The following is a 15,499-nucleotide window of genomic DNA, read 5'->3' on the forward strand; positions in this document are numbered from 1 at the left end:
AGACTCGTTATGAGTAAATTTACTTCCTATAAATACCATACATTAATCAAATAAAAAAAGACAGAACGCCATCTTTTAGTTAAAGTGAAAGCTCTCACCCAAGCAATTCACCAAAGGAGCTGTCTGATGACTAGTCTAAAATATCATCAACAAATAGAGAAAGGGTTTCAAAATTGGAACCTACCTACCCTTCTAATTACTTGTTTAAGGTTAGTCAGCTGACTCAAATATTCGTATTTAAGAAGTAATGCTTAAATGGCGTTTTACTGATGAAACACCACTTTAGCATTACTTATTTTATATCTATTGAATAATCGTATTAGAAATATCATGAACTTTATAATCAGCACCAGTATGAAGAATACCTGTAGAGTAAGTCGCAGCATTAGTAAAAATATTTCTTGCTAATACAGAATCACCTTGTGCTTTGAAGTCATTAATTAAAGAACCTTTTCCATTAAATACATTATTGCATATTCTGAAGTTCTGAGTTCTGCTCCATACTGTCATCGTTGACTGATTAAAAGTATTATTGAATACAGCTAAACTGCCACCTGCGCTCAAAATGACACCCAATCTAGAGTTAAAGGAATTGTTTTTTAAAACATCCCCAACCATGTGCTCCCATCCATCTTCCCAGTCGATGTCACAGCCTGGCATTCGTCCGCCATTATTAGAAAATGTATTATCTTCAATAATCCAGCCTTGACCACCACACATAGCAAGACCTGTACTAAAGTTATCTTTAAAAGTACAATTTTTGATGAAACAGTTTCTTGGCATGCCCATTGTTCTTATAAAAGCAACAGCACCATTAAAGTCATTATCTCCTGATAATGGGGAAGCTTCTTGGTAAATGACAATTTTGGCGTATTTAGAATTGGGAGGTTTCGAATAATTATAGTACTGTAAATTATACATTTGTGAGTCGATATGGTTAAAGTTTTGGTCATAAAAATGAATAGAATATAATCTTGATCTTAAGTAAGGATATCCATGATAACCTTGAGTATATCCTAGCAAATAGTATTCTCCTAAGCCTGAAACATCCATGTATTGATTGTATCTGTAATAATTAGTGGTCTTACTATTATCAATATTTCCATTTACGTCTAGATTTCCTGGTTCAAAATTAAATCTACTAACAGAAATACTTTGAGTGGTTTTCCCCATATTTCTATTTCTGAGCGTTCCAGTAATCACATTAAACCCTGGTGATTTACTAAAAGTACAGAATTCTAATCCCGTGTTCTTACAATCATCAATTAGAACGCTTATACAACCTTCCACGGAATTTTGAATCGTTGTTAAATCTCGTTCTCCATATACATGTGCTCTTATTAATTTTGTGTTAACTACATTAGTAAAATAGAACATTTTGTAGCCAGTAGCAGTTAATACGCTAGGTTCAATATTGAGAATAGAATTTCTAAAATCAATAATTATATTAGGTGGTGGATAAATAGTTCTTACGGCAGGACTTATTAAATATGTGCCTTGTGGGAAAACAATTTTCTTATAACCATTAGTAGCGGCGTGATCTAAAGCATTTTGAATGCCATTTGTTGTATTAGTAGAATCTGTATTATCTAATTTCATAGAATATTTATTTACATCAACATAATAGATTTCTGCTTCTGTCAAAGGAGGTTCAATCTTATTAACAATGGTTATATCGAAACTCTCAGAATAGGTTCTTGTTGCATCATAAGCAGTAAGTGTCGCAGTTCCTGGGGAAACGCCCTCAACTACTCCATATTGTACATTGGCTACACTAGGATCAGAGCTTTCCCAATGGACAATATTATCATGAAAAACATCATATAGAAGCTCACTGGATAAAGCCGTAGCCATGACAACGAAATTTTCTCCAACATTAAGAGTATGAGTTTTTCGATTAATTGACATCCCTACTATGGTTCTTGTTGAAGAAGGGGGAGAAACAACCCGTCCCCCTACCTTTACAATTACGTATTCTGTGAAGATTTGGTCATCATAAGTAGCAGTAACTGAAACATTTGTCTCCCCGTCAGATACCCCAGTTAGTATTCCATTATTATCTACTGTTACATATCCCTCATTGCCACTTTGAAATGTGATGCTTAATAGCTCTGTATATCGATCTGGTAACCCTTGAACGAAAAGAAGTTGACTTTCCCCGGGATTTAATTGCACATTAGATGGATTCACCGAGATTCCTTCTAGCGACTCTTTATTTCGAAAAAAGTGATAATTGTTTCTTACCTCATTGTCTGTAAGTTCACGATTGTAAATGACAAAAGCAACTAATGTTTCAGGAGCCGTGTTATGTCCTACAAAATTTCGTCTTAATTGAAGTGGTGATACTGCCATAGAATTATTATAGGATACAAAGTCTTGTGGAACTGGAATACGTCCATTTGTGTTAATAGCATCATTAATAAAAATGCTCCCTGTGTTATTTTCATTTATTCGTAGTGTAAATACATTAACTGCATTAGATCCGACCGGATTTATCCACTCTTGGTAACTTTGCTTGTATCCAGAGCTATCGGTAAACCAAAAGGAATCTATACTTCTAGTTCCTTCACTGTTATCAGTTTTTTTGTATTTTGTGAACGAACCAGCATTAGCGGAAGTAAACTTTCCATCCTCTGTTCTCCAGTGAGAGCCATTCGTATCATAACTAATCATTTGAATCGTTAAACCACCATTTAAATCGATTAATTGATTTAATGGACTTGTATTTGTAGGAACCTGTACATAATCTTGTACTTGCAATAATAATCCTTTATTACCCACATACCCATCAGTTGCGCCATCATGAGCAACTCCAACCAAAGTGGCTTTAACATTGTTCACTTTATCGGTAATTGTATTCGAGGTTGATCCGGCATTATTGGTAAAGTCATAGTGTAAGATTAGCCCATCATTAATAATCCCGATTTTCGTATAGGTCACTGATTGAATATTACTTTCGTTTCCAGCTGTATCTTTTGCAAAGGCCTTTATACTAGTAGTTTCAGTTAAGGTTAAAGGTGCTGAATAGACTAGGCTTGAGGTAGTGGGATCATTTCCATCTATAGTATAATAGATCGTTGCGGTTTCATCTGTTGATATGGTGACAGTTTGGGTATCAGTAAAGGTTCCGCCGGAGGTTATTGTTAATGTTGGAGGGGTCGTATCTTCATCTGCAGTAGTAATAATTACATCGGTTCCGCTTGATTCATTCCCAGCTGTATCTCTAGCTACAACACGAAATGTATACTCTGTTAACGGAGTTAAATCTGTCACCTCCATACTCGTACTATTCAATGATAATAGAAAAGCGCCATTTTGATAAATATCATAATCTGCTATGTCACTAGAAGGGGAGGCTGTCCATGATAAAGTTAAAGAGGTAGGTGTAACGTTGCTAGCGGATAAATCAGTCACTGCTTCTGGAGGCATGGTGTCGGGATTAGTGCCATTAAAGGGTGCTGACACAATAGCTCGATAAGGGACAGAGGTGTTAATAGTAATTGATCTAAATGGTGTGAAATTTCCATTGAAGGTTTCCTTTGGTTTAACAGAAATCGTGATGCCATGGATTTTAAAAGTAAGGTCAGTAGAATTATGGTCATTTGTAATTTTAAAGCCCATCATATCATTTTGATACGTCTTTGTAATATTAGAAGTACCTTCAAAATAATCCATTATTACTAGAACCATTTTTCCACCTTCCTCATTGAACTCCATTTTATGTTTACCTTTGGGTACACCGTGTAAAACACTTCCTTTCTTAAAATTAGAAAAATTTAATATTTTTATTGTCTTTAAGTGAATAAATATCCTTCTTTTATACTATACATCATATGTTTGTAGAAAACGTAGGGTTGGACATATTAAAAAATGAAAAAAATGCCCGATAAAATTCATCAAATTGGCCATTAAAGGTTGTCTGAATTTATAAGTTTAAAAGATTGCAGCTTGGAAGAAAGCATTATTTATAATTTTAATATTCAATTTGTCAAGATTTTTTATTTGTATAAATAGATATTTATTTGTTGAAGTGTAATAAAAATAATTGTATTATTAAAGTATGTTCTTTATAAAGAACCTAAATAAGTTTTAATTAAAAATTTTTGACTTAAACTCAAGATTATAAGAATAAAACTACTAATATTAAAATCTTATATCTATTGTAGAAATGAAAATTTATGTTATTTTGTTCTTTATTAAGAATAAACTCACTTTTATATAAAATCTACTGTCTTTTATATCAGGAGGTAATATTCATGCCAATTCTTGTTACAGGTGGCGCAGGATACATTGGATCACACACATGTGTAGAACTACTTAATGCTGATTACGAGATTATCGTATTAGATAATCTCTCGAACAGTAAATTAGAAGCAATAAACCGAGTAAAGGAAATTACAGGTAAAGACTTTAAATTTTATCAATGTGATCTACTTAGCAAAGATGATTTAATAACAATCTTTAAAGAAAACAAGATCGATGCTGTTATCCATTTTGCTGGACTAAAGGCAGTAGGAGAGTCTGTATCTATTCCTTTACATTATTACCATAACAACATTACAGGAACGTTGATATTATGTGAAGTAATGGAAATGTTCGGTGTGCATAAAATGGTGTTTAGTTCTTCTGCAACTGTTTATGGTATGCAACAATGTGTACCTCTTCACGAGGAATTACCAGTAGGGGCTACAAATCCCTATGGGCGAACAAAGTTAATGATAGAAGAAATTTTAAGTGACGTTTATGTTGCGAAAAATAATTGGAGTATTGCATTACTGCGATATTTTAATCCGGTTGGAGCTCATTCTAGTGGAATGATTGGGGAGGACCCTAATGGAATTCCGAATAATCTTGTACCATATATTAGTCAAGTCGCTGTTGGGAAACTTCCATACTTGAATGTTTATGGAAATGATTATCAAACAAACGATGGGACAGGAATCAGGGATTATATTCATATTGTTGATTTAGCAGTAGGACATATAAAAGCTCTGGAACGAGTAATGGAATCACAAGGAATAAATGCTTATAACCTAGGTACTGGAAATGGATATAGTGTAATAGAAATGATAAAAGCGTTTGAAAAAGCATCAGGACGTGAGATTCCATATGAAATCATTGATCGAAGACCAGGCGATATAGGTATTAGCTATGCAAATGCATCGAAAGCGAATAGCGAATTAAATTGGAGCGCAAAAAAAGGGCTTGATGATATGTGTAAGGATTCTTGGCGTTGGCAACTAAATAATCCAAATGGTTATGAAAAAGAGAAAATTCTTGATCGAAATTTAAAATTAACTTTAATGTAATTTTTTTTTTATTTTTAATTGTGGAGTGTAGATATACTTAAAACTAATGTTATTATTGCTTTACTTAAAATATAAAGGGATTTGATTTATACAAGTTTACTATTGTGTTCTTTATAAAGTTATAGTATTGTTCTGTATATAGGGTTACTTTGCTGAATTTAAGTTCAAATATGTTCTGTTGTTCTTTATTGAGAATAACTAGTTATTATTTTATATTACATAAAAACTAAATGTGTACGGTTATAAAATATCTCTAATTACTTAGGTTATAGAAATCTCATAAATCTGTATATTTTAATCGTAATTAAAGTATTAAGCGGGGTTAACAAAGTGTTCAGAAAAATTTGTACGCGGTGTCTAAATCATTCATATAGTAGTACAAAAAAGGACCACTGGCAATGCCCTTATTGTGGATATGATCTTAAAGAAGAGAAGGCATTCGTTGTAGATCATACAATTAATTTTTCAACAATTAATAACCTTCTAGAACAAAAAAGGGGTATGAATATTTATAGAAATCAACTGTAATAAATGTTTGAACGGACATTTCGGGAGGAAAAAAATGAGTGCAATAGCTGGTATATTTAACTTTAATCAGGAACCTGTTTTATATGAACATAGCAGAAATATCATGAAATCACTTGAAAAATTTCCTGCCGATGATGTACAAACATGGCAAAAAGAAGCGGTTTTTCTAGGATGTCACGTCCAATGGATTACACCTGAATCAGTTGGGGAAAAGTTGCCTTTTTATGATGAAGAAAGAAAAATAGCAATAACAGCAGATGCAATTATTGATAATCGAGATGAATTGTTTGAAAGGTTACAAGTTTCTATTAATAAAAGAAAATCAATAACAGATAGTGAGTTAATATTGATGTCTTATCAAAAATGGGGAGAAGACTCACCAAAGTATTTGGTCGGTGATTTCGTATTTTTTATATGGGATGAAGGAAATCAACATCTTTTTGGTGCCAGGGACTTCTCAGGTAGTCGAACTCTCTATTATTGCAAGAATAATCATCAAATTGCTTTTTGTACAACAATACAGCCTTTACTATCCTTGCCATATATTGAGAAAACATTAAATGAACAATGGATGGCCGAGTTTTTAGCAATACCAGGGATGAATGATACTGTTGATACCTCTATTACGGTATATAAACAAATAGAACAACTCCCTCCCTCTCATGCTATTAAAATAACAAATGGGAAAGTGAAGCTATCTAGATACTGGGCAATAACCCCTGAGGAGAGGATAGTTCTAAAATCAGATCAAGAATATGTAGAAGCCTTTCGTGATGTATTTAAAACTGCAGTAGACTCCCGCCTAAGGACTAATCGTAATGTAGGAGCTCATTTGAGTGGGGGATTAGATTCCGGTTCAGTAGTAAGCTTTGCTGCCAGAACTTTACTAAGTGAGAATAAAACATTACATACATATAGCTATGTACCACCCAGGGATTTTGAAGATTGGACGCCTAAGTACTTACTTGCAGATGAGAGACCGTTCATACAATCTACAGTGAAGCATGTAGGTAATATTAAGGATTTCTATTTGGATTTTGATGGAATTAACCCTTTAAATGAAGTCGATGATTGGCTTAAAACAATGGAAATGCCTTACAAGTTCTTTGCTAATTCCAACTGGATTAAAGGTATTTTTGAGACTGCACATCAGCATGGAATAGGGATTTTACTGAATGGTGGTAGAGGAAACCTAAGTATTTCATGGGGACCAGCGATGCACTATTATTCTATTTTATTGAAAAAAATAAAATGGATTCGGCTTATCAATGAATTAAATAAATATAGTAAAAATGTTGGTGGCAGCAGATTACGCTTACTACCGGTGATTGCGAAAATAGCATTCCCATCAATAAATCAAACAAACTCATTATATAACCAGGATGAGTTTCCGGTGTTAATAAATCCTGAATTAGCAAAGAAGACCTTAGTTTTAGAAAAGCTACAAGAACATGGAATGAATATATCAAGTTCTCAATCAAGTAATCTTTTCGAAGCTAGGAGATCTCATTTTAAAGAAGTTTTTCCTTGGAACACAACTGGTACGTTAGGAGCTAAGCTATCTTTGAATTTCGGATTATGGAAGCGTGATCCAACAAATGATCTAAGGGTAATTCGTTTTTGTTTATCTATTCCAGAAGGACAATACGTACAAAATGGGTTAGATAGAGCGTTAATCAGGAGATCAACTGAAGGGCTTCTTCCAGATAAGGTACGTCTAAATCAAGGAATTCGAGGAGTTCAAGGTGCAGATTGTGTCCATCGAATGATGCCTTATTGGGATTCCTTTATATCAGAACTAGAAGGAATAAGTAGAGATTCATTGCTGGCAGAAGTCTTAAATATGCCTATCCTTAAATCAGCCATTTCAAAAGTAAAAAAAGGACCAAGCAATGAATTTGCATTTGATCCAGAATATCAAATATTAATGCGAAGTTTAATAATTAATCGATTTATTAAAAATCATACTTGAAAGGAGGTGATAACATGAAAAAGGAATGGAAAAATCCAGTATTAGAAGTACTAAATATTGATCAAACAATGGCAAGTGCAAATTGGGGTAAATATGATGAAGGCTATAATGCAGCTCTTGGAGAAGAAGGTCAAACCGGAGTACATCATGGATCTTAAGTAAAAAAGTAATAGCTTTAATCATTTAACAATTAAATTTTTTTCTTATAAAAAATAAACATTAAGGCACCTCTTCATTTGGTAATGAGAAATACTACATAATTTCCACCAATGTGAAGAGGTGCTTCCTAAGATATTGAATATAAAGTCATCTGAATGTGGTTAATTAAAGTTTCAAGTAGATACCAACAGTAAATATCAATTCAAGAACATATTAGAAGTCAGTCAATAATTACAATAAAGTATACAGGACCTCCACCATGTTAATTTCTTCGTAATTTCAATCAAAAATTAATATAGCTCAGGTTTATTTATGTTTCCCAAAAATGATTTTAGGACGAACAAATCTTAGTTAAAAGAAATTAGAAAGAAAGGGATCATACACATGAAAAAGTTTAAGGATAGTTGCATCAAGCAATTTAGTGGGTGTGGACATTGATACCTGATTCGTATACTAGATAAATTACTGCTTTATCTATAAAGAATAGTTAAATGAAAATATATTAAAGGGGAAAATTGCTAGATGATTACTTGTAAAAATAAAATTGTTTATAAAGCGTTTGGCTTAAAGGTTTTAAGCAGTATATTATTACCAGAATTAGAAAAAGAGCAAAGCATAAGTTTTGATCCAGATATTTTGGTTGAAAAATCTGATCTTACTGAACAGTGGTCTTTATTAGGAGATCCAAAGAGATATTTTGTAGTAAGAGAAAACTATTGTCTGTTCGATGTACCTAATGTAGCAATATATCTGGTTGAAAATGGAGAAAAGATTACTTTTTCCCCTTACAACAATGCAAACGAAGATCAAATTCGGCTTTATCTACTGGGGACCTGTATGGGAGCAATATTAATGCAAAGAAAAATCCTCCCATTACACGGTAGTGCAATAGAAATAAACGGTAAAGCTTATGCTATTGTAGGAGATTCAGGTGCAGGCAAATCAACACTTGCTTCTGCATTCCTAAAGTTAGGGTATCAACTCATTAGTGATGATGTCATACCGGTAACTATTAATAAAAAAGGTATCCCAATAGTAACACCTGCTTATCCACAACAAAAATTATGGTTAGAAAGCTTAAATCAATTTGCAATGGAATCTAATCAATTTCGACCAATCTTCAATAGAGAAACCAAATTTGCGATTCCAGTAATAAACCAATTTGCTTCTAGACCATTGCCACTTGCAGGTGTCATAGAATTAGTCAAAACAAATAATGATGAGATAGAATTCAATCCTGTTGAAAACTTAAATCGATTACACATATTATTTTGTAATACATACCGAAATTTCTTCATTGAACCTTCAGGCTTAATGGAATGGCATTTTAATACAACTGCAAAAATGTGTGAGCATATTGATATATACCATTTGCGTCGTCCGACAAGTCGATTTACTGCATATGATTTAACAGAATTAATTTTAAAAACATTAAATAAGGAGGAAAAAGTATATGGATAAAACTCAACGAATTTCATTAACTCATATCGTTAGCCAAGAAGAAGGTAATATAGTAAGTGATATGGATGGGGAAAAGGTAATGTTAAATATTCAAAATGGCAAGTATTACAATTTAGGTGACATAGGTGGAGATATATGGGATCTAATTAAAAAACCAACTTCAATCAATCATTTGGTTAATACTTTAACTACACAATATGATGTGAATCAAAGTGAATGTGAAGAACAGGTCATGTCATTTTTAAAATTATTAAATGATGAAAATTTGATTATGGTAGAAGAAGCAACAACATGATAGATTGCTAGTTTATTTTTTCTAGAAAGGGATAGTGAGATCTTGAATAAGCTAAGGATTTTTATATCAATGGATTTGAAAACTAAGATACTTCTAGTCGAATCTTTTTTCTATTTAGGGCTAGGTCGATATCTTAAAAGTATCCCTTTTTCAAAAGTGGCTCCTACTTTAGGTCAGCACATGGAAGAAACGACTTTTGATCCATCTGATTCGAATAAAAAGGTTTTATCTAGTGTCTCTCAAGCTATTCATATTATGAGTCGATATACCTTTTGGGAAAGTCAATGTCTTGTTAAAGCATTTGCGGCAATGAAAATGTTAGAAAAACGTCAAATTGAAAGCACCCTTTATTTAGGAACGGCCAGAGATGAGTCAGGTGAATTATTAGCACATGCTTGGTTGCGTAGTGGTCCTTATTATATAACAGGATCTGAAGGTATGGAGAAGTTTACTGTAGTAGGGAAATTTGCTAAGAAAATTGGAGGAACAAGCAATGGTTAATCAATTCAATCTTGATCTAGCAAATGTACCTAGGGAATTAAGGTTAATCCTTGAGCTACTTAAGAGAAACAATCATGAATTTATTGAAGCAAATAAATCAGAGCTATTTGCTGACATTGATTGGAATCTATTTATAGAGCAAGCAAAACATCACCGTGTGTATCCTGTGCTGCATTCTACATTTAAAGGAATCAGTGAAAATCTAATTCCTTCATTTGTTATTCAAAAACTATCATTAGATTATAAACGCAATACATTCAACATGCTGCAATTAAGTGCAGAAATGGAGCAAATAAGTAAAATTTTCACTGAGGATAAAATACGTCTACTTTTCTTAAAGGGACCTGTGATTGCTCATGACTTATATGGTGATATTTCTCTGCGCACATCTAGTGATTTGGATTTTCTGATTCCAATTGAAGAAATTGAGAATGCAGAAGCAATCTTAGTAAAACTAGGTTATGAAAAAGATGATTATATTAAAACGGTGCTGAATGATTGGAAATGGAGACATCATCATGTTACATATTTCCATCCTCAAAAACGAATGAAACTTGAGATTCATTGGAGATTAAATCCAGGTCCAGGCGCTGAACCTAGTTTCGAAGAATTGTGGAAGCGAAAAAGGAGAAGTAAACTCACAACCTATCCCGTTTATTTGCTTGGGAAAGAAGACCTATTCTTATTCCTCGTTTCACATGGTGCACGTCATGGTTGGTCAAGACTTCGTTGGTTGTTAGATATTCACCAATTGACAGAACAAGACATTGATTGGGGAACGACGAACAAGTTATTAAAAACCTATCATTTTCACAATGTAGGGGCACAGGCTCTAGTTTTAACTACAGAGCTTTTAAATTCAAAGATATCTAATGCTTTGAAGCCTTTATTAGAAAATAAGCGTTCTTGGGGTTTGGCACAAGAGGCGATATTTTATCTTGAACGAATGGTTAATTTACATACAGATCCCATTCCTGAAGATGTATCTCGGTATCATACACGTCATTTAATTTCATTAATGTCTGCCAGACAAAAGCTATTGTTTGTTTTAAGTTTTTTACATCCATATCCTGAGGATGCAGAGGCTTTGCCATTGCCAAAACAGTTGCACTTTTTATACTTCCCTTTACGTCTTTTTATTTGGGCTTGGAGGAGGACGAGGAAGCATGCATTACCCTAGGGGGAACTAATCTTGACTCATGTAATTTACTTTTTAAAGCAGATCCACTCGTATGCAGGGAAAATCCTTTACATAAATTTACTAGCAATGATGTTTATTAGTTTGTTAGATGGCATTGGCATTTTATTATTAATTCCTATGATTAGTATGAGTGGGATTGTGAAGCTAGATGCGGGTGAGATACCAATTTCTGAAATGTTTACATTTTTGCAAGACATTCCAAGTACATTAGGTTTACCTGTCATTCTAGCAATTTTTGTTTTAATAGTTATTGGACAAAATTTATTACAACGCCATATAACAATTCAAAATACAAAAATTCAAAATGGCTTTTTCCGTCACTTACAAGTGGAAACGTATGAATCTTTGTTACATGCAAATTGGAATTTTTTCATAAAACATCGAAAATCGGATCTTACTAATTTATTAACAACAGAAATTGCTCGCTCGAGTGGAGGGACACACTCATTTTTGCAATTTATGTCTTCACTTATTTTTACATTCATTCAAATTGGTTTTGCCCTTTTTCTTTCGCCGAATATAACGATTTTCGTTTTGCTATGTGGTTCAGTTCTTATTTTTTTTAATCGTAAATTTCTAAAAAGATCTCTTGCGCTGGGGAAGAGAAATTATACATTAGGAAAAGATTATCTTGCAGGTGTAACCGATCAAATTAACGGAATTAAAGATATAAAGAGTAATACTTTAGAAAAGTCAAGAATGGATTGGTTTCGTACGATCACCAAAGGAATGCAGGATGAACAAATTGAATATACCAAGATGAAAACTACTTCACAAATGTACTATAAAATTGCTTCGGCAGTATTAATTGCTACGTTTATTTTTATTGCCGTAAATATGTTCAATGCTCAAGCTGGTCAATTGATGCTAATCATCATCATTTTTTCAAGATTATGGCCGAGAGTTGCTGGTATCCAAAGTTCGCTGGAGCAAATTGCCACAACACTCCCTTCATTTAAAGCTGTAAAGGCTTTGCAAGACGAATGTAAAAGTGCAAAAGAATTTACTCTTAAAGAAAATCATGAGTTAAAGCAAATTCAAATTACTCAGGAAATTGAATGCAGAAATGTGTTCTTCCGTTATCATCAAAATGGTTCAGCCTCATATGCTCTAGAGGATATTAATATCGTGATACCTGCTAATAAAATGACCGCCTTTGTTGGTCGATCTGGGGCCGGAAAAAGCACCTTAATTGATTTATTAATGGGTCTAAACCAACCGGAAAAAGGGCAAGTATTACTTGATGGAGTACCTTTAACAAATGAAAATCTATTCTCTTTGCGTAGGGCAATTAGTTATGTTCCACAAGATCCTTTTCTCTTTAACGCTAGTATAAGGGAGAATCTGAAATTAGTTGTACCAGATACAACTGAAGAACAAATATGGGAAGCTTTGGACTTTTCATCTGCCGCTGAGTTTGTCAGAAACCTCCCACAAGGTCTAGATACTCTTATTGGAGATAGAGGAATCCGACTTTCTGGAGGAGAAAGGCAGCGAATTGTTCTGGCACGAGCAATTTTGCGTAACCCTTCAATACTTGTGCTTGATGAAGCCACAAGTGCATTAGACACAGAAAATGAAGCAAAAATCCAACAAGCGATAGATAGGCTAAAGGGAAGAATGACAATTGTAGTTATTGCACACCGCTTATCAACGATACGAAATGCAGATCAAGTAGTTGTATTGGATCAGGGTTCAATTATTCAAAAAGGAGAATTTGGCCAGCTTGCAAAAGATAAAAGAAGTGTGTTTGGCCATTTATTAAGTAATCAAATGGAAGCAAGTTTATAACACTCACTATAAAATAGGTGAGTGTTTTCTGTTCGAGCTTTATTAAGTATGTAGTTTTTAAATAGAATTCAGGGGAGATGTCAATGAATAAAGCAGGAGGAAGGGTATTGTTATCGATTGTGTTAATGATTGTGGTCCTATTGATATATACTCTTTGGGACAATAATCGAATAAAAGTAGTAAATCAAGAAATATTGATTGAAAATTTACCAGATGATTTAGATGGTTTTAAAATTGTACAAATAACAGATCTACACGAAAAAGTATTTGGTGAAAATCAAGTAAAACTAATTAAGGAAATTAATTCCATTGATTACGATACAATTGTATTTACTGGAGATATGTTAATTAGTGGTAGTAGTAGTAATTATCAGCCTTTTTATTCATTGATAGACGGTATTAACAAAAAAGATCATGCATTATATGTTCCAGGAAATTCGGACCCAAGTAGTTATGTGGTTGATGGTAATAAAGACTTGAAAAAGCATGAATTTATAGAGGGGATGGAAGCAAGAGGTGTAAAGCTTCTCGAGTCGATTTATACAGTTGAAGAAGGATCTTTCAACATACAAATTATTGATTTTGAATTATCTACGTTGGATCCACAAAAAAGAGCTGCCATACCAACAAAAGCTAATTCTTCATTATACGCACAGCATCAAAATCAATTACTAGCAGAAATGTCAAAGCTAGATTCAGCTATTGATTCAGATGTAATAATCGCTTTAAATCATTACCCAGTCGTCGATGCTAAAATCGACCAATTGAAAAGTGATCCAAATCGTAAATTTAGAGACTATGACCTAATCATGGCTGGCCATTACCACGGTGGACAAATAAGACTGCCTTTTATAGGCGCCCTTTTTGTCCCAGAACCATACTACAAACGCAGTGGTCTTTTCCCTCCACAAAATCGAGTAAAGGGATTATGGGAGTACAAAAAAACGAAGCAATATGTTAGTGCTGGACTAGGAAGCAGTAAAACAGTGTCATTTTTAAAGTTTCGATTATTTAACACCCCTGAAATTAATGTTCTGACATTAAAGAAAAAATGATAGATTATATGCCTTTGTTAAAGTTTTTGATATTTCACCAATATTAAAAACATAAAATGCGTCTATCCTAAAAAGTTAATATTAATACCTTTTGAAAACTCTTCCTTCTAATCATTTATGAAGGAAGACAGATTTTAAAAATCCAAACCATCTTTTATGATATAAGATTAAATAGTCTTTAAAATTAGTTCCTTTCTCTGACTTTAGCTCTATCGATAAGTGATACTCTGACGGTCGGAGCCATTCATTAATTGCAATCAATCGATGTTTAACGGTATCAAAACTAAAAAATAAATAATCAAAATAATCTACATACACTTTCACATTCCTAAAGCTAGAATCTCTTATCGCTTCATATTGCCAGTACAAACCTTTTTGCTGGTGAAATGGGAGTTTTTGAATTTCATTTACATGAGGAAAGGTTCGATAAACAATTGATAACGTTCGTTTCATTCGATTTAAGGTTTTATGTCCAGTAGCCTCATTAAATAAATTAACATAGTCTATTTGGTTACCCATTACATAAATCATCTGAGTGATATCTAAGAAATGCTTCATAGAATCTAAATTATGTCTCCAAGCATGAAGACAAATCATGTAAAACGTATGATCATCAGATAGTTGTTTGACATTTTCATAGTGTTTAAAAGGAGTTGACTGTTCCCAAAATTCTTTAATAGAAAACTCACCCGTATTTTCCTTCAAAATATTCCAATGAATCTCAACAACAAGCGGAACTGGTGAACCAGGTAATTCCTTACTCAAACTACAATGAAAATGACCTGGAGCACCTTCTTCTTCCATTATATATCCCAATTCCTTCACACACTCTGTTACACGGTCTAGATCATGCGGCTTTATTAATAGGTCAATATCTGAGGTTGATCTTGCAGCTATATGGCCAAAGTATTTTTCTGCAAACAACACACCTTTTAAAGGGATGGCTGGAATACCTAATTCATCCAAAATAGACAGAATCTTTTCTGTTTGATTCTTAATAAAGAGATTTTGTATTAGAACTTGATTAAACGTATTCTTCAGTCGATTTTGAAAGAAAGGGGGAGTAAGTTCTAGTCGATCTTGTTGTTTTAAGTGAAAATAAACTTGAGGAGATATTGAAAAGTATTCGATGTCATCAATTAATCTTTCATAATCACCAGCTTCACTTGGAAGTGAAGAGTTGTGATCATATAAGGATTGTAGAAAGTTTATTAACATTTTTTCTTC

11 protein-coding genes are annotated in these 15,499 nt (G+C 33.3%); 9 read left to right on the plus strand and 2 right to left on the minus strand.

Annotated elements, in window-relative coordinates:
* Positions 1-303: 303 nt before the first annotated feature.
* The gene (locus WCV66_RS12250) at positions 304-3,690 is read right to left on the minus strand and encodes a chitobiase/beta-hexosaminidase C-terminal domain-containing protein (protein ID WP_338789121.1); all 3,387 of its coding nucleotides are present in this window, start codon (positions 3,688-3,690) and stop codon (positions 304-306) included.
* 566 nt (positions 3,691-4,256) lie between these two features.
* Here WCV66_RS12250 and galE point away from each other — a divergent pair.
* The 9 genes from galE to WCV66_RS12295 all read left to right on the plus strand — a co-directional run bounded on the left by galE (position 4,257) and on the right by WCV66_RS12295 (position 14,272).
* Positions 4,257-5,309: a UDP-glucose 4-epimerase GalE gene (gene galE / locus WCV66_RS12255; protein WP_338789122.1), complete on the plus strand. Its 1,053-nt coding sequence runs from the start codon at positions 4,257-4,259 to the stop codon at positions 5,307-5,309.
* 562 nt (positions 5,310-5,871) lie between these two features.
* Positions 5,872-7,809 carry a lasso peptide isopeptide bond-forming cyclase gene (locus WCV66_RS12260; protein ID WP_338789124.1) on the plus strand — a complete coding sequence of 646 codons (1,938 nt, stop codon included), beginning with the start codon at positions 5,872-5,874 and terminating at the stop codon, positions 7,807-7,809.
* A gap of 14 nt (positions 7,810-7,823) precedes the next feature.
* Positions 7,824-7,967: a paeninodin family lasso peptide gene (locus WCV66_RS12265; RefSeq protein WP_207978359.1), complete on the plus strand. Its 144-nt coding sequence runs from the start codon at positions 7,824-7,826 to the stop codon at positions 7,965-7,967.
* 523 nt (positions 7,968-8,490) lie between these two features.
* Positions 8,491-9,429 (plus strand): aldolase, encoded by a 939-nt coding sequence (locus WCV66_RS12270; RefSeq protein WP_338789125.1) that lies wholly within the window; start codon positions 8,491-8,493, stop codon positions 9,427-9,429.
* The gene (locus tag WCV66_RS12275) at positions 9,422-9,724 is read left to right on the plus strand and encodes a lasso peptide biosynthesis PqqD family chaperone (RefSeq protein WP_338789127.1); all 303 of its coding nucleotides are present in this window, start codon (positions 9,422-9,424) and stop codon (positions 9,722-9,724) included. The genes WCV66_RS12270 and WCV66_RS12275 overlap by 8 nt, the downstream gene beginning before the upstream one ends.
* A gap of 69 nt (positions 9,725-9,793) precedes the next feature.
* Complete coding sequence (locus WCV66_RS12280) at positions 9,794-10,225, plus strand: lasso peptide biosynthesis B2 protein (protein ID WP_338789129.1); 432 nt, start codon at positions 9,794-9,796, stop codon at positions 10,223-10,225.
* Positions 10,218-11,405, plus strand: a complete 1,188-nt coding sequence (locus WCV66_RS12285) for a nucleotidyltransferase family protein (protein ID WP_338789130.1) — start codon at positions 10,218-10,220, stop codon at positions 11,403-11,405. Before WCV66_RS12280 ends, WCV66_RS12285 begins: the two co-directional genes overlap by 8 nt.
* A 12-nt stretch (positions 11,406-11,417) precedes the next feature.
* Positions 11,418-13,217 (plus strand): ABC transporter ATP-binding protein, encoded by a 1,800-nt coding sequence (locus WCV66_RS12290; RefSeq protein ID WP_338789131.1) that lies wholly within the window; start codon positions 11,418-11,420, stop codon positions 13,215-13,217.
* Positions 13,218-13,300: 83 nt separating this feature from the next.
* Complete coding sequence (locus tag WCV66_RS12295; RefSeq protein ID WP_338789132.1) at positions 13,301-14,272, plus strand: metallophosphoesterase; 972 nt, start codon at positions 13,301-13,303, stop codon at positions 14,270-14,272.
* A gap of 111 nt (positions 14,273-14,383) precedes the next feature.
* On the opposite strand, the gene WCV66_RS12300 is transcribed toward WCV66_RS12295, so the two are convergent.
* The gene (locus WCV66_RS12300; RefSeq protein WP_338789133.1) at positions 14,384-15,490 is read right to left on the minus strand and encodes a nucleotidyltransferase family protein; all 1,107 of its coding nucleotides are present in this window, start codon (positions 15,488-15,490) and stop codon (positions 14,384-14,386) included.
* Between the last annotated feature and the right edge of the window lie 9 nt (positions 15,491-15,499).

It is taken from the genome of Metabacillus rhizosphaerae, from assembly GCF_037201795.1.
Classification (GTDB): Bacteria; Bacillota; Bacilli; order Bacillales; family Bacillaceae; genus Metabacillus; species Metabacillus rhizosphaerae.